We start from the raw sequence: 14,469 nt of genomic DNA, 5'->3' as shown, positions 1-14,469 counted from the left end.
GAAAGTCGTTTTGCGTTTTCAGCGGGCCGCTCAGCGCGGCCCATCCGGTCAGACCGGAATTCAAGCGGCGTAATCGAGCGCCTTGCAATCGCGGGCGGCAAAGCCGACCGTCTGCATCGCGCCGACCTGAAGGTCCCAGCGCTCGCCGCGATTTCTGACCTTGACGACGAATTCATCATTGCCGCACACGCTCATGCGCACGCGGATGTGGTCGCCAAGATAGATGAGTTCCTCGATACGCCCGGTCACCTTGTTCTCGACCGTTTCGGCCGGGACCAGTTCCACACGCTCCGGCCTGAGCGAAATCGTGGTGCGATCGCCCTCTTTGGCGACATTGACCTTGTCGGCGATCAGCGTCGTGCCGTCGTCGAGGCGCACCGAGCACTGGTTGCCGTCGATCGAGGCGACCGTGCCGCTCAGCGTGTTGTTCTCGCCAATGAACTGGGCGACGAAGGAATTATCCGGCGATTCGTAGAGCACGGAGGGCTCGGAGAGCTGCTGGACGATGCCATCGTTGAACACGGCGACGCGGTCGGACATCGTCAGCGCTTCGGTCTGGTCATGGGTGACGTAAACGAAGGTGACGCCGAGATTGTCGTGGATGTGCTTGATTTCATACTGCATCTGCTCGCGCAGCTGCTTGTCGAGCGCGCCGAGCGGCTCATCCATCAGCACCAGCTCGGGATCGAACACCAGAGCGCGGGCCACTGCCACGCGCTGCTGCTGGCCGCCGGAAAGCTGCGCCGGGCGGCGATTGCCGAAGCGGCCGAGCTGTACCATGTCCAGCGCCCGCTTGACCTTCTCCTCCTGCTCGGCCTTGCCCATCTTCCTGAGCTGCAGCGGAAAGGCGAGGTTCTCGGCAACCGTCATGTGCGGAAACAGAGCGTAGTTCTGGAACACCATGCCGATGCCGCGCTTGTGCGGTGGCACGTTGTTGATCGGACGCTGGTTGAGATAGATTTCGCCGCCGGTGGCGGGCTCGAAGCCGGCAAGCATCATCAGGCAAGTCGTCTTGCCGGAGCCGGATGGGCCGAGCATTGTCAGGAATTCGCCCGGCGGAATGTCAAGATTCAGTTTTTTGACGACAAGAGTTTCGCCGTCATAGCTCTTCTGCACGTTTTCATACTTAACCGATGCGCCCCGGTTATCAGCCATATTGTCCCCATCTGTTTGTCGGTCTTGCCTGCCGCATTCTTTTTGCACGGCTATTCGGGCAATCCGGACTCAATACTGCAATTCGTGTCTGCGAAATCAACCTCAAATTTACCGACTGGACAAAGAAGCGGCGATTCATACGACTAAAGGCGAATGCCGGGGCAGAGAACCCTGGCAATCGTCAGTTTGGCGCGACACCCTGGCCGCACAAGGCCTGCGGAACGCGCCGGACCGGCGGATTGCATGCTCACAGAATATCGAGAAGGGAATTGTGGACGCGCCTTTTTGCGCCGTCAAAATCGTCTTTTACGTCAACAGGCTGCTCGGAGGAGGCGAATCGTCAGATGTCGCTCGCCGCAACCTCGATGCGCATGCCGTCATAGGCCGGCGTCACATGTTCCGGCGTTTCGGCCTTCACCGTCTCATAGTCGAGCGGAATATGCATATGGGTGAGGATCGCCTGGCGCGCGCCAAGCCGTTCGATCCAGCCGAGCGCCTGCGAAAGCGACAGGTGGCTCGGATGCGGGTGATACTGCAGGGCATCGATGATGATGAGGTCGAGCCCCTGAAGCCTGGCGATGGCGTCTGCCGGAAAATCGCTGACATCGGTGCAATAGGCGACATCGCCGACGCGGAAGCCAAGCGAAATGATATCGCCATGGTGCTGGCGATGGGGATGGAAGGCGATCGGGCCGCCGGCACCATCGATGATCACCGGCTTGTCGAGATCTTCGATCACATGCGCCTTGGCGATCGGCGGATAGGCGCTGCCCTTCGGGGTTTCCAGGCAATAGCCGAAGCCTTCGAGGATGCGCTCCATCGTCACCAGTTCGGCGAAGACGGGAATGCGCTGTCGCTGCGCGTGGAAATAGCCGCGGATGTCGTCAATGCCGTGGATATGGTCGGCATGGGCGTGGGTGAAGAGCACGGCATCAAGGTGAGTGACGCCCGCGCGCACCATCTGCTCGCGGAAATCCGGGCCGGTGTCGATCACCACGGTCGTCACGCCGCCGTCCGGCGCGAACTGCTCGACGAGAAGCGAGGAACGGGTTCGCCGGTTCTTCGGGTTTTCCGGATCGCACGCACCCCAGTCCCCGGTGATCCGGGGCACTCCGGGCGAAGACGAGCAGCCGAGTATGGTGAAGCGGCGGCGATAGTCCAAGGCTTCAGACCCGTGTCATCTTCGAGAAGCACCGGAACGCATTTTCGGTGGTCACCGCGGCGATCTCATCCTCGCTGACGCCTCTCACCTCGGCCAGAACCCGCGCCGTGTTGACGACGAAGGACGGCTCGTTGCGCTTGCCGCGCAGCGGCGTCGGCGCAAGATAGGGCGCGTCGGTCTCGACCAGCAGGCGATCCATCGGCACGTCGGCGGCGATCTCCCGGATTTCGGGCGAGTTCTTGAAGGTGAGAATGCCGGAGAACGAGACGAAACCGCCAAGCGCAACGCCAGTCTCGGCAAGCCCGCGGCCGGAAGAGAAACAATGCAGGATGAAGGGAAACGCGCCCTTCTCCGTTTCTTCCCTCAGGATTGCGGCCATGTCGTCATCCGCCTCGCGGCTGTGGATGACGAGCGGCAGGCCGGTCCTGCGGGCGGCCTCGATGTGCCGGCGCAAGCCGATCTTCTGGGCCTCGGCCTTTTCGGGCTCGTAGTGATAGTCGAGCCCCGCCTCTCCGATCGCCACCACCTTCGGGTGCTGCGTCAGTTCGACGAGGTCGTCGGCAGTAATGTCAAGTTCTTCATCGGCATTGGCCGGATGGGTGCCTACCGAGCAGAAGACATTCTCGTATTTCTCTGTGATTTCAATTATCTGTGAAAATTTCTTCACACGCGTTGAAATCGTCACCATCTGTGCAACGCCGACATCCTTCGCGCGCGCAACGAGCTCGTCGCGCTCCGCGTCGAAATCCGGGAAATCCAGATGGCAGTGGGTATCGATCAGCATGAAATCCTATTCCTCGGGTGCCACATAGCGCGGGAACACCGGCGCCGGCTTTTCAAGCGGCGTTCCGGCCTTCAGCCGGCCCTTTTCACCCAAATGCGCGAAGTCGCGTTCGGTTTCGGGAACGGCGACGAGATCGAGCAGTTTGGCCGCAGACTGCGGCATGACAGGCTGCAGAAGGATCGCGATCTGGCGCACCACTTCCGCCGTGACATAAAGAACCGTCGCCATGCGATCCGGATCCGTCTTCTTCAGCGCCCATGGCTCCTGCGAGGCAAAGTAACGGTCGCCTTCGGACACGACGCCAATGATGGCGGCAAGCGCGCGATGGATGGCGAGACGATCCATCTCCTCGCGCACGGTGGCGATCACGCCGTCAACCGTCGCCAGCATCGCCTTGTCAGCGTCGGAGAGTGGACCGCATTCGGGAATGGCGCCATCGCAGTTCTTGACGATCATCGACAGCGAGCGGCTCGCGAGATTGCCGATGCCGTTGGCGAGATCCGAGTTGATCCGGGTGCCGATTCCCTCGTCGCTGTAGCTTCCGTCCTGGCCGAACGAGACCTCGCGGAGGAAGAAATAGCGGATCGGATCGAGACCGAAATGCTCGACGAGGTTGAAGGGATCGACGACATTGCCGACCGACTTCGACATCTTCTCGCCCTTGTTGAGCAGGAAGCCGTGCGCATAGACGCGTTCGGGCAGCTGAACGCCGGCGGACATCAGGAAAGCCGGCCAATAGACGGCGTGGAAACGGATGATATCCTTGCCGATGATGTGAATGCCCGGCCAGAAGTCCCAGAGCGCCCCGTTCTCGTCAGGAAAGCCGAGTGCGGTGATATAGTTGGTCAGCGCGTCGACCCAGACATACATGACGTGATCCGGGTCGTCGGGAACCGGGATGCCCCAGTCAAAGGTCGTGCGCGAGATCGAAAGGTCGCGCAATCCGGATTTCACAAAGGACACGACTTCGTTTCGCCGTTCCGCCGGGCCGATGAAATCGGGATGGGCTTCATAGTATTCAAGCAACTTGTCCCCATAGGCCGACAGCTTGAAGAAATAGCTTTCCTCCTCGACCCATTCGACCGGCGAGCCGAGCGGTTCGCGGCGCACGCCATCTTCGCCGACGACGGTTTCGCCCTCGTCGAAATACGCTTCCTGGCGGACGGAATACCAGCCGCCGTATTTGCCGAGATAGATGTCGCCGTTCTCTTTCATCCGGCGCCAGAGGGCCTGAACCGAAATGCGGTGGCGCTCCTCGGTCGTGCGGATGTAGTCGTCGTTCGAGCAGTTGAGCCGCTCCAGAAGGTCGCGAAACACTGCCGAATTCCGGTTCGCGAGTTCGATGGGCGTAATGCCTTCCTTCTCCGCAGTCTGCTGCATCTTCTGGCCGTGTTCGTCGGTCCCGGACAGGAAGCGGACATTCATGCCGTCCAGACGGCGGAACCGTGCCAGGGCGTCGGTCGCGATCATCGTGTAGGCATGGCCGATATGGGGCGTGCCGTTTGGATAGAAGATCGGCGTCGTGATGTAGAAGTTGTTGCCTGTCTCGCTCATGTCCGCTGTCCGTCTGCCGTGCCCCTCGCCTTCCGGCCGGGTGCGCGTACCTGTCTGCTGCTGGCCGGGCGCGCGATTTCCGCGCCGGCATCGAAATCAAGGCCGGTCTTAGCGCCAGTGCCGGACCGCATCAAGTCAAACCGACCGGCGACCAGCCGTCGCCGTCAATTTACCGCTGCGCGCACCCTGGAAAGCAGATCGAGCACCAATTGCTTCTGATCGAGGTTGAATGCATCGGCCGTCGCCACGTCTTTGCCGATTTCCGACGACAGCACCGCCAGCCGCTCGGCGCGCGCAATCGCGCCAGACATCGCAGCCTCGCGGGCACGCGCCTTGATGTCCTCGTCGATATGACCAAGCAAAAAGGCGAGCACGGTCTCGTTGTCCCGCTTGGCGAGCGTGTCGGCCAGGCGGTGCATGATCGCCCTCGCCTCGGCATCACCGCCGGCGAGCGTCTCGTGATAAGCCTCAATGATCTCGCCACCGCCGTAATTGATGAGCTTCAGCGCCTCGGAGACGCTGCCGCCGGCAAGATCGGCAAGCTTTCCGGCATCCTCGCCACCGGTGTCGATGCCGAGCGCCGAAAGTGCCGCGGAGAGGTCGTGGGGGCCGAGGGGCCGCAGCGCCAGCGGCAGGCAGCGCGACCGGATGGTCGGCAGCAGTCGGCCGGGAGCATGCGAGATCAGCAGGAACATCGCGTTCTTTGGCGGCTCCTCGAGGATCTTCAGGATTGCATTTGCGGCATTGCGATTGAGGTCGTCGGCCGCATCGACAACGACGATGCGCCAGTTGCCGGTACCCGAGGTCTGTGTCAGGAAGTGGCCGGCGCGGCGCACCTCCTCCACCGTGATCGCTGTGCGCAACCGGCCGCTCTTGGCGTCCACAGGCCGCTTCAGGTGCATGAGATCGTGCGAGGCCCCGGCAATCACCTGCCGGGTGATGGTCGAGGTATGGTCGGGCACGATGAGCTTTTCCGGTGCATCGGGGGGATGCGGAAAGTGCAGCACATGGTTGGCAAAGCGGAAGGCGAGTGTCGCCTTGCCGATCCCCTCAGCGCCTTCAAGCAGGATGGCATGATGGCCCTTGCCGCTGCGGTAGGCCTCGGCGAGATAGTGCTCGGCCTGCTCATGCCCGAAAAGATGGCGGTTGGCAGCGGGTGGAACCGCGCCTTCGAGCAGTTGTTCGTCAGCCATGAGCAACGCTCCCGAGGCGACCGATCGCCGGCGCCACAGCATCCCAGACCAGTCGCTCCACCGTATCCGCATCGCCGCTTGCGTCGACGACACGGCAACGCTCCGGCTCGCGCCGGGCAATGTCGAGATAGGCGGCGCGGCGCGCCTCGTGAATGGCGATATCGTCCCTCTCGAACCGGTCCGGCCCCTCCGAAGACCGCGCGGCGACACGCTGCAATCCGGTCAGCGCATCGAGATCGAACATCACGGTGAGATCTGGAACCACGGAATCGACGGCGATCCGCTCGACCGTTGATACGAACTCCGGCGCAAGACCGCCGGAGGCACCCTGGTAGACGCGGGAGGAATCCATGAACCGGTCGCAGAGCACGACCGCACCAGCGGCGAGCGCCGGACGGATGATCTCCTCGACGTGATCATTGCGGGCGGCGGCGAAGAGCAGCACTTCCATGCCGACACCGAAGGGTTCGGCCGCCCCTGACAGAAGCAAATGGCGCACCGCTTCCGCGCCCGGGGAGCCCCCCGGTTCGCGGGTGACGACGACAGCGTGGCCGTCTGCCTCAAGACGGTGCGCGAGGCGGCGGATCTGGGTGGACTTGCCTGCCCCCTCGCCGCCTTCGAAACTGATGAAAATGCCGCTGTGCAACCCGAAGCCTTTCCCGCATGGCCGGCGCATTTCGCCGGACGCTTCGGGTGTAGAGCAATTCAAAGCGCTGAAAAAGCCCTCAGCAGGCTTAACGCTTCAGCGGAATCGGGGCGTTTGTCGGAAACAGGCTGTCATTGCTGGCGATGATGGCGTTCGCCGCCTTGATGGCCGCGCTGTTCTCAACCGCGTTCCGGCTTTCGACCATCGCAAGCGGCACGTCGCTGGCAACCGGCAATTCCGTCTTGATTTCGGCGCTCGCGACCTCGATGGTTTCCGTCGCCGTGGTCATGCCACCCGGCGCCTTGACCGGGATCGGCACCTTGACCTCGGTAGCGGCGACTTCCACAGGAGCTGCAGTCTCTGTTGCCTGGACCGGCTTTTCGGCCGGCGCGGCACTGGCCACCTGGATGGCGCCCTCGCCGAAGCGGCCAGGATCGACGCCATCCGGCACGGCTGGCGTGTCCTTCTCGTAGGATGCGAGAAGGTAATCCATGTCATTGGCCTTCTGGGGCGCCGGACCGACATAGTCGACGCGGACATTGGCAACACCGGCGCCGGTCATGTCCAGCATTTCCGCAGCCTTCTTCGAGAGATCGATGATCCGTCCCGAAACGAAGGGACCGCGATCGTTGACGCGGACAATGACGGAGCTGTCGTTGTCGAGATTGGTGACCCTGACATAGCTCGGCAGCGGCAGCGTCTTGTGCGCGGCCGAGAGGTGGTTCATGTCGTAGGTTTCGCCGCTTGCCGTGCTGCCGCCATTGAAGCGCGGTCCGTACCAGGAGGCCTGTCCGGTCTTGCTATAGCTGTCCACCGCCTTCGGCGTATACCACTTGCCCTTGACCTCGTAGGGCTTGCCGATCTTCTGATAGGCAAGCGGGTCAGAAACAGGCTTGACGGCGGCAATCTCCTTGGCGTCTTCTTCCGTCTTGTCGGAAGCATCGCCAGTCGTCGCGCACGCGGTTAACAATGCAGTAACGGTCAGCATCGCGACCGAGGCGGAAAACCGGAATTCCTTCATGCCAACAGTTCTTCCATCTACTTTCGTGGCCGGTGGAAGTTCCTTCCCGGCTGCTGAGGGACTTGAATTTCTGTCACCGTGACCTATGCAGAGCCTTAATGGCGTCTTTGTGGCGGATATCAAAATCGAAGCGGGTGCGCAACCCGCAATTGCCAAGGGCTGATTTCCGACCGCTGCCGCGTGCATCCGGAATTTACCACAACCGCGCCCAAGCGCCATTGACCATTGCCAGAAGCCGGTGGTAAAGCCCGTTTCGCCCGGCGCCCCAACACGCGCCGTCTCCGGAGGAGTGGCCGAGCGGTTTAAGGCACCGGTCTTGAAAACCGGCGTGCGTGAAAGCGTACCGTGGGTTCGAATCCCACCTCCTCCGCCACGATGCTTCCCGCACAGTTTTAATTTATCGCTGAGGCAGCGGATTTGAACTCCCGACCCGCTGCTCGCGAACCGGAAATAGAGACCTCACTTCCGTGAGACTGAGGGACTATCGGCCAAACCGACCCAGAACTGCCCGGGAACTTGTGTTTGGCGCTTACTCTGCTCTTGCGGTTTCTCCCGTGCGCACCTCGGGCCACATGTGAGTTCATCGAACACACAACGACTCAGACTTTCTGTCCAGATAGCTACCATCGCACGGTCGCCTTTGACCTGTCGGTGCGATCGACTGGCTCTGACTAAGCCCGGCCAACAAACTCATGCTCCGCGAACGAAGATCAGGGTTCGCGATCAAAAGTAGAAGCGGCCGGGCCGCAGCCCTTCCAGCTCAGCCACCGCCTTGCCCTCCAGAATTTCCTGCACGGCGAGATCGGCCCAGACCGGTCCCCAGCCGATACCTCCATGAGAAACGGCGAAATAGAAGCTGTTGAGCCATGGCAGGAAGCCGATCACCGGCCCGCCGGGCGGTATCGCGCGAATTCCGACCCGCATCGCCGAAGGCTCCAGCCCATCGAGCGCCGGAATGGCGCTGGCAACATCGGCCAGCATGTCCGATCCTGAAATGCCGTTCCTCCCGTGGCTCGCCGTCAGGCCCTCGCCGCGCCAGTGGATGGCCGTGCCATGGTCACGGTCGGGGCGCACCAGCCAGTTAGCGCCGTTGATGACGTGCTGCGGCAATGACGCGCGCCCTGCCCCGGCATAGAGCATGACGCCGGGCACCAGCTCAAGCGGCATGGCAAGCCCGGCCATGGCGGCGACATGCGTCGCTTGGCTGCCGGCAGCGTTGACGACAACATCTGCCACGATCCGCGAACCATCTTCCAAAATGAGGCCGGTAACGCCCGAGACGCCCTGCTCGATCGCGGAAACGCCGCTTCCGACGAGCAATGCGCCGCCACTCAGTGCAAAAACGCGGACCAGTTGCTCGATCATCGCCGGCGCATCGACCCAGCCCGAGCGCAGTTCGAAGGCGACACGCTCATTTTCTGGCAGACGCAATTGGGGCTCGATCTTCCGCAGTTCTTCGGGTGAAAGCACCTCGATCTGCGCACCGGCCTCTCGGCTGAGCGCAACCGCCCTCTCGAAATCTGGCACGGCACTCTCGACGGTCAGCGTCCCGGACCAGTCCAGCCAGTCCCCGCCCAGTTCTTCTGCCAGCCGGTCAAAGCGGCCATTGACGGAAAGGCGAAGCTGCCGGCGGCCGGGCGTTTCCGGCCAGCTCAGTTGCGGAAACGAGGAAAGCCACGAAAACGAAGCACCGCTTGTGCCTGCGCCTGGACTGGCCTTGTCGATCAGAACGACATCCGCACCCTGCGTCCTGAGGCGGTAGGCGATGTTGGCACCGATCGCGCCAGCGCCAATAACAGCTATCTTCATGGGCGTGACCGAAAGATTTCGGGTGAAAGATCGCTGACCGACGAGCAGCCGAGATGGCCGAGCGTGGTCCAGAACTCGTCCTGCAGCAGATCCAGAACGCGCTTCACGCCGGCATCGCCGTCCGCTGCAAGGCCGAGCGCGCAGCTGCGCCCGAGCGCGACAGCATTTGCGCCAAGCGCAATTGCAGTGGCGATGTCGCTGCCCCGCCGAATGCCGCTGTCGAAGACGATCGGCACATCCGGACCGGCCTCCGCCCGGACCTCTGCCAGTGTATCGATCGACGCCGGCTCCCGATCGATCGTGCGTCCACCGTAATTCGAGACGTAGAGCCCTTCGGCACCAGCCGAAAGCGCCGCCCGTGCATCAGCTTTGCTGGAAACACCCTTGACGATACAGGGCAGCGGCGCCTCGGCGATAACACGCGCGGCCTTGGCCCAGTCCCAGCGCGGCCTGGTGAAATCCAGAAGTTCGCGCATCATCGCCTGATCCGACTTGCCCGGACCGAAGTTCGAAGGCTTGCCCGCCCCGGGCATCGAAAACCGGTCTTCCATCATCCGCTCACGCCACTGGCGGATCGGAGAATAGGTCACGCAGATACGGTCATAACCGGCATCCTTGGCGCGGTGCATCATGTCGATGACATGGCTCTCCTCGCCACAAAACGTCATCTGGAAGATCACCGCCGCGGGCGATGCCGCGCGAACTTCTTCCAGCGAATGCCCGGCCGCGACCGGAACCATCTGGCGAATACCGGCGGCATGGGCGGCGCGACCGACCGCCAGCATGCCATCGGCATGAAACAGCGTCTCGCCACCACCGAAGGGCGCAGTGAAAGCCGGAAAGGCAAGATCGTATCCCAGCACGTTCGTGCTCGTGTCCGGATTGGAAATGCCGGCAAAGAGCGGTGCATCGAAGAGATAGGTGTCGAAGGCCGAGACATTCGCCCGCGCCGTCACCTCATCGCCCGTGCCGCAATGCATGTAGTTCCAGACCATGTCCGAGAGATTGCCGCGCGCGGCCGCGTGAATACCGCGCAAGGACGCGTATTTTTCCCGCGTTGCATAGCGGTCGTCGCGGCGGACCTCTTCGTCCCTGTTCGTGTCCTTGTCAGTCACGTTCATCTCCTGTCGTTTGGGAAGCCGCCCTCGCCCTTCGCTCGGCATGACGGGCAAGACGTGCAGCGATGGCGTCGGGATCGGTGGAAGGTGTGGAGGCCAGCAATTGCCGTGTGTAGGGATGGCTGGGGTTTGCGAAGATGTCCTCGCACGTGCCGCGCTCGACCACCTCTCCGCTATTCATCACCATCACCTCATCGGAAATCCGGCGAACGACGCTGAGATCGTGGCTGATGAAGACATAGGAAAGGCCAAATTCGCGCTGAAGGTCGGCAAGCAGGTTCAGCACCTTCGCCTGCACGGAAAGGTCAAGCGCACTCACCGGTTCATCGAGTATCAGAATTTTCGGATTGACCATCAGCGCCCGGGCAATGGCGATACGCTGGCGCTGGCCGCCGGAAAACATATGCGGATAGCGCCCGGCATGATCGCGCTGAAGGCCGACACGCTCAAGCATATCGCCAACCCGGACGCGCCGTTCGGTCGCATCAAGCGAGGTGTTCAGCAGCAGCTCCTGGCCGAGCGCATCGCCGATCTTCTTGCGCGGGTTCAGCGATCCATAAGGGCTCTGGAAGACGATCCGGACTTTTCGGCGGAGTTCGCGTGAAAGGTGATGACGCCGGATATCCACCTGCTCGCCGTCGACGATCAGTTCGCCATCGGTCATCGGATCGATCAGCGTCAGGATGCGCCCAAGAGTCGACTTGCCGCAGCCGGTTTCGCCAACGACAGAAAGCGTACTGCCCCTTCTGAGCTGCAAATCAACGCCCTTGAGCGCCCTGTTGGGCTGCGCCCTGCGCAACAGCCCTGCCCGGCCGGGGTATTCCCGTACCAGGCCAATGCCTTCGAGGATAACAGGTGGTTTTTCGCCGGCCATCAGAAATCCACTCCCGTCAAAGGCCCGCCAGTGCTACGCTCCGGCAAGGCTGAAAGCAGCGCCCTGGTGTAGGCATCCTGCGGCGAGACGAAGAGCGAAAGCACATCTGTCTCTTCCCGTTTCTGGCCCTGATATTGCACGATCACCCGGTCGGCGGTTTCGGCCACCACGCCCATATCGTGGGTGATGATGATCAGGCCCATGCCGCTTTGCTCCTGCAGGTCTATAAGAAGGTCGAGGATCTGCTTCTGGATGGTGACGTCCAGCGCCGTTGTCGGCTCATCGGCGATCAGCAGTTTCGGCTGGCAGGCGATTGCCATGGCGATCATCACGCGCTGGCACTGGCCGCCGGACATCTGATGCGGAAAGGCCCTGATCTTCTGTTCGGGCTCCGGCATGCCGACGGCGCGCAGTAGCTCAAGCGTCTTTTCCCGGCACGCGGCACGATCAAGCTCGCGATGTTTTTTCAGTACCTCGCCGATCTGGAGGCCGACAGTATAGGCCGGGTTCAGCGAAGCGACCGGCTCCTGAAAGATCATCGCGATATCACGACCGATAATCTTTCGGCGCTCACGCGGCGACAGACCAGCGATATCCATGCCGTCAAACAGGATCGCATCGGCCTTGACGGTTGCGGTATCGGGTAGAAGCCCCATGACGGCCAGCATGGAGACGGATTTTCCCGAGCCACTCTCGCCGACAACGGCCAGAACCTCCCCCGCATCGACGTGAAGATCGATTCCTCTGACCGCCAGCAGCGGCCCGTCTTCGGTCTCGAAACTGACAGTGAGATTACGGATTTCAAGGAGGTGTCCCATGCTCAACTCCTCTTAAGACGTGGATCGAGGGCGTCGCGCAGCCCATCGCCGCAAAGGTTGATCGCCACGACGGTGACGAGAATGGCAATGCCGGGAAAGGTGACCACCCACCATGCGCGCAGAATGAACTCGCGCGCCTCGGCCAGCATCGTGCCCCATTCCGGTGTCGGCGGCTGCGCGCCGAGACCGAGGAAGCCGAGGGCTGCGGCATCAAGGATCGCCGTCGAAAACGACAGCGTCGCCTGCACGATCAGCGGTGCCAGACAATTGGGCAGGATGGTTGCGAACATCAGTCTCAGGGCGGAAGCCCCGGCGATCCGGTCGGCCACCACATACTCCCGCGCCTTCTCGTTCATCACGCTGGCGCGGGCAAGCCGGGCGAAATGCGGCTGCAGGACCAGCGCAATGGCGATCATCGCATTGACGAGACCGGGACCAAGGACCGCCACCAGAACGAGCGCCAGCAGCAGCGAGGGAAAAGCGAGGATGATGTCCATCACCCGCATGATGGTGTTGTCGATCCAGCCACCGAAATAGCCGGAGACAAGCCCGATGATGATCCCCCCGATCAGCGCAATGGTGACCACCATCGCGCCGATGAGCAGCGAATAGCGGGCCCCGAAGATCAGCCGGGAGAGCATGTCGCGGCCGACAGCATCCGTGCCAAGCGGGAAGGCCAGTTCTCCGCCATGCTCCCAGAACGGCGGCAGAAGCCGGCTCTCGCGGAACTGATGTGTCGGATCGTAAGGTGCAAGCACCGGCGCCAGAACCGCCAGGACAACGAGGACAAAGATCACGACGAGGCCGATCAGGGCTCCGCGGTTGCGCCGGAAGTCTTGCCAGAAGGCACGGAATGCCGCGCGGGTGGTTCCTGCCTCAGCCCTTTCAGGTGTGGTCGGTGCGAGCGGCTCAGCCATGACGGATCCTCGGGTTGATGACGGCATAGAGAAGATCGACGATCAGGTTCACGACCATGACGACGACAGCGATGACCAGCAGCCCGCCCTGAACCACCGGGTAATCGCGCTTGGAAATGGAATCGACGATCCACTTGCCGATGCCGGGCCACGAAAAGATGGTTTCGGTCAGGATGGCCCCCGCCATCAGCGAGCCGACCTGAAGGCCGATGACGGTCACCACCGGAATCAGAGCATTGCGCAAGGCATGGCGCCCCACGATCAGCGCGGGACCGAGCCCTTTCGCGCGGGCAGTTCGCACATAGTCTTCGCTCAGGACCTCGAGCATTGCCGAGCGCGACTGGCGGGCGATCACCGCCATCGGGATCGTTGCGAGCACGATCGTCGGCAGGATCAGATGCGAGACGGCCGAACGGAAAGCTCCCGTCTGACCGGAGAGAAGGCTATCGATCAGCATGAAGCCGGTCGGCTGCGGGAAATAGTATTCAAGCCCGATCCGGCCCGAAACCGGCGTCCAGCCGAGCGTGCCGGAAAAGAAGATGATCATCAGAAGGCCCCACCAGAAGATCGGCATCGAATAGCCGATCAGCGCTGAGGTCATCGAAATCTGCTCGAACCAACTCCCACGTTTCACCGCGGCGAAAACGCCGAGCGGCAGGCCGATGACGATGGCGAGAAACATGGCACACAGGCCAAGCTCCACCGTGGCGGGGAAGAAGGTCAGAAAATCGCCAACCACGGGACGGTGGGTGACCAGCGATGTTCCAAGATTGCCGTGAAAGAGGTCGTTCAGATAGGAGAGATATTGCTGCCAAAGCGGGCGGTCGAAGCCGAACTCGTGCATCAGTTCGGCGTGGCGTTCCGGCGTCATGCCGCGCTCGCCTGCCATCAGCATGATCGGATCGCCGGGCAGCACCCGAACGAAGCCAAACGCGACGATAGTGATACCGAAGAAGGTCGGGATCAGTACCAGAAGCTTTCCGACGAGATAGCGAAGCAAGCGACACTCCTTTCAAAGAGCCGGATGACGGAGAACCGCCACCCGGAAACCGCGATCGATGCGATCAGTCGGCCGCAGCCGTAATCACGATCTCAACGAGGCGCCGTGGGTCGCCGAGATCCGCGACGCCGATGGCAGCACGCGACGGCAGATCGGCAGCATCCAGCCATTCGGTCCAGGCTTCCGTCATCGCGGCCTTGCCGGACATGTCGGTGAGATACACGCGGGCATGCAGAAGCCGGGACTTGTCGCTGCCGGCCTGGGCAAGCAGCGCGTCGAGCTTGGCGCAGATCTCGGCAGTCTGGCCCTTCATGTCGAGGCTCAGATCGGTGGCCGCATGGCCGGATGCGTAGAGCACACCATTGTGGACGACCCCGCCATGCAGGTGGGGACGGGAATTCAGGCGTTTGATCATTGT

General features: G+C 62.1%; 14 protein-coding genes and 1 tRNA gene. 1 reads left to right on the top strand and 14 read right to left on the bottom strand.

What is annotated here, in order from left to right:
- Positions 1-60: 60 nt before the first annotated feature.
- From TM49_RS15920 to TM49_RS23995, 7 genes are all read right to left on the bottom strand, one after another.
- Positions 61-1,155 (bottom strand): ABC transporter ATP-binding protein, encoded by a 1,095-nt coding sequence (locus TM49_RS15920; RefSeq protein WP_045682715.1) that lies wholly within the window; start codon positions 1,153-1,155, stop codon positions 61-63.
- 340 nt (positions 1,156-1,495) lie between these two features.
- Positions 1,496-2,317: an MBL fold metallo-hydrolase gene (locus TM49_RS15915; RefSeq protein WP_045682713.1), complete on the bottom strand. Its 822-nt coding sequence runs from the start codon at positions 2,315-2,317 to the stop codon at positions 1,496-1,498.
- A 4-nt stretch (positions 2,318-2,321) separates the two neighbouring features.
- Positions 2,322-3,101: a TatD family hydrolase gene (locus tag TM49_RS15910; RefSeq protein ID WP_045682711.1), complete on the bottom strand. Its 780-nt coding sequence runs from the start codon at positions 3,099-3,101 to the stop codon at positions 2,322-2,324.
- A 6-nt stretch (positions 3,102-3,107) separates the two neighbouring features.
- Positions 3,108-4,655, bottom strand: a complete 1,548-nt coding sequence (gene metG / locus TM49_RS15905; protein ID WP_045682709.1) for a methionine--tRNA ligase — start codon at positions 4,653-4,655, stop codon at positions 3,108-3,110.
- A gap of 164 nt (positions 4,656-4,819) precedes the next feature.
- Positions 4,820-5,848, bottom strand: coding sequence for a DNA polymerase III subunit delta' (locus TM49_RS15900; RefSeq protein WP_045682708.1), 1,029 nt, complete (start codon positions 5,846-5,848; stop codon positions 4,820-4,822).
- Positions 5,841-6,524, bottom strand: a complete 684-nt coding sequence (gene tmk, locus TM49_RS15895; RefSeq protein WP_045682706.1) for a dTMP kinase — start codon at positions 6,522-6,524, stop codon at positions 5,841-5,843. Before tmk ends, TM49_RS15900 begins: the two co-directional genes overlap by 8 nt.
- Before the next feature lie 58 nt (positions 6,525-6,582).
- Positions 6,583-7,515, bottom strand: a complete 933-nt coding sequence (locus TM49_RS23995) for a septal ring lytic transglycosylase RlpA family protein (protein WP_045682704.1) — start codon at positions 7,513-7,515, stop codon at positions 6,583-6,585.
- 283 nt (positions 7,516-7,798) lie between these two features.
- Between TM49_RS23995 and TM49_RS15885 the strand changes: the two genes are divergently transcribed.
- Positions 7,799-7,888, top strand: a tRNA-Ser gene (locus TM49_RS15885).
- Between the two features lie 350 nt (positions 7,889-8,238).
- Here TM49_RS15885 and TM49_RS15880 read toward each other — a convergent pair.
- The 7 genes from TM49_RS15880 to TM49_RS15850 all read right to left on the bottom strand — a co-directional run bounded on the left by TM49_RS15880 (position 8,239) and on the right by TM49_RS15850 (position 14,466).
- Complete coding sequence (locus tag TM49_RS15880; RefSeq protein WP_045682702.1) at positions 8,239-9,324, bottom strand: NAD(P)/FAD-dependent oxidoreductase; 1,086 nt, start codon at positions 9,322-9,324, stop codon at positions 8,239-8,241.
- Positions 9,321-10,439, bottom strand: a complete 1,119-nt coding sequence (locus tag TM49_RS15875) for an alpha-hydroxy acid oxidase (RefSeq protein ID WP_244464737.1) — start codon at positions 10,437-10,439, stop codon at positions 9,321-9,323. Before TM49_RS15875 ends, TM49_RS15880 begins: the two co-directional genes overlap by 4 nt.
- The gene (locus TM49_RS15870) at positions 10,432-11,316 is read right to left on the bottom strand and encodes an ATP-binding cassette domain-containing protein (RefSeq protein WP_045682699.1); all 885 of its coding nucleotides are present in this window, start codon (positions 11,314-11,316) and stop codon (positions 10,432-10,434) included. Before TM49_RS15870 ends, TM49_RS15875 begins: the two co-directional genes overlap by 8 nt.
- Entirely contained in the window at positions 11,316-12,134 is an 819-nt protein-coding gene (locus TM49_RS15865; protein ID WP_052699885.1) for an ATP-binding cassette domain-containing protein, read from the bottom strand. The genes TM49_RS15870 and TM49_RS15865 overlap by 1 nt, the downstream gene beginning before the upstream one ends.
- Positions 12,135-12,136: 2 nt before the next feature.
- Complete coding sequence (locus tag TM49_RS15860) at positions 12,137-13,051, bottom strand: ABC transporter permease subunit (RefSeq protein ID WP_045682697.1); 915 nt, start codon at positions 13,049-13,051, stop codon at positions 12,137-12,139.
- The gene (locus TM49_RS15855; protein WP_045682695.1) at positions 13,044-14,051 is read right to left on the bottom strand and encodes an ABC transporter permease subunit; all 1,008 of its coding nucleotides are present in this window, start codon (positions 14,049-14,051) and stop codon (positions 13,044-13,046) included. Before TM49_RS15855 ends, TM49_RS15860 begins: the two co-directional genes overlap by 8 nt.
- 64 nt (positions 14,052-14,115) lie before the next feature.
- A complete protein-coding gene (locus TM49_RS15850) occupies positions 14,116-14,466 on the bottom strand; it encodes a RidA family protein (RefSeq protein WP_045682693.1) in 351 nt (116 codons plus the stop codon).
- Between the last annotated feature and the right edge of the window lie 3 nt (positions 14,467-14,469).

Source organism: Martelella endophytica, assembly GCF_000960975.1.
Taxonomy (GTDB): Bacteria; Pseudomonadota; Alphaproteobacteria; order Rhizobiales; family Rhizobiaceae; genus Martelella; species Martelella endophytica.
Note: the sequence above shows the minus strand (reverse complement) of the source record. Positions and strands in the feature narration are given on the sequence as shown.

Excerpts from the sequence above, each read along its gene's own strand:
- metG (WP_045682709.1), bottom strand. The coding sequence starts at position 4,655 with ATGAGCGAGACAGGCAACAACTTCTACATCACGACGCCGATCTTCTAT.
- TM49_RS15920 (WP_045682715.1), bottom strand. The coding sequence starts at position 1,155 with ATGGCTGATAACCGGGGCGCATCGGTTAAGTATGAAAACGTGCAGAAG.
- TM49_RS15860 (WP_045682697.1), bottom strand. The coding sequence starts at position 13,051 with ATGGCTGAGCCGCTCGCACCGACCACACCTGAAAGGGCTGAGGCAGGA.
- TM49_RS15865 (WP_052699885.1), bottom strand. The coding sequence starts at position 12,134 with ATGGGACACCTCCTTGAAATCCGTAATCTCACTGTCAGTTTCGAGACC.
- TM49_RS15870 (WP_045682699.1), bottom strand. The coding sequence starts at position 11,316 with ATGGCCGGCGAAAAACCACCTGTTATCCTCGAAGGCATTGGCCTGGTA.
- TM49_RS23995 (WP_045682704.1), bottom strand. The coding sequence starts at position 7,515 with ATGAAGGAATTCCGGTTTTCCGCCTCGGTCGCGATGCTGACCGTTACT.
- TM49_RS15900 (WP_045682708.1), bottom strand. The coding sequence starts at position 5,848 with ATGGCTGACGAACAACTGCTCGAAGGCGCGGTTCCACCCGCTGCCAAC.
- tmk (WP_045682706.1), bottom strand. The coding sequence starts at position 6,524 with ATGCGCCGGCCATGCGGGAAAGGCTTCGGGTTGCACAGCGGCATTTTC.
- TM49_RS15880 (WP_045682702.1), bottom strand. The coding sequence starts at position 9,324 with ATGAAGATAGCTGTTATTGGCGCTGGCGCGATCGGTGCCAACATCGCC.
- TM49_RS15850 (WP_045682693.1), bottom strand. The coding sequence starts at position 14,466 with ATGATCAAACGCCTGAATTCCCGTCCCCACCTGCATGGCGGGGTCGTC.
- TM49_RS15910 (WP_045682711.1), bottom strand. The coding sequence starts at position 3,101 with ATGCTGATCGATACCCACTGCCATCTGGATTTCCCGGATTTCGACGCG.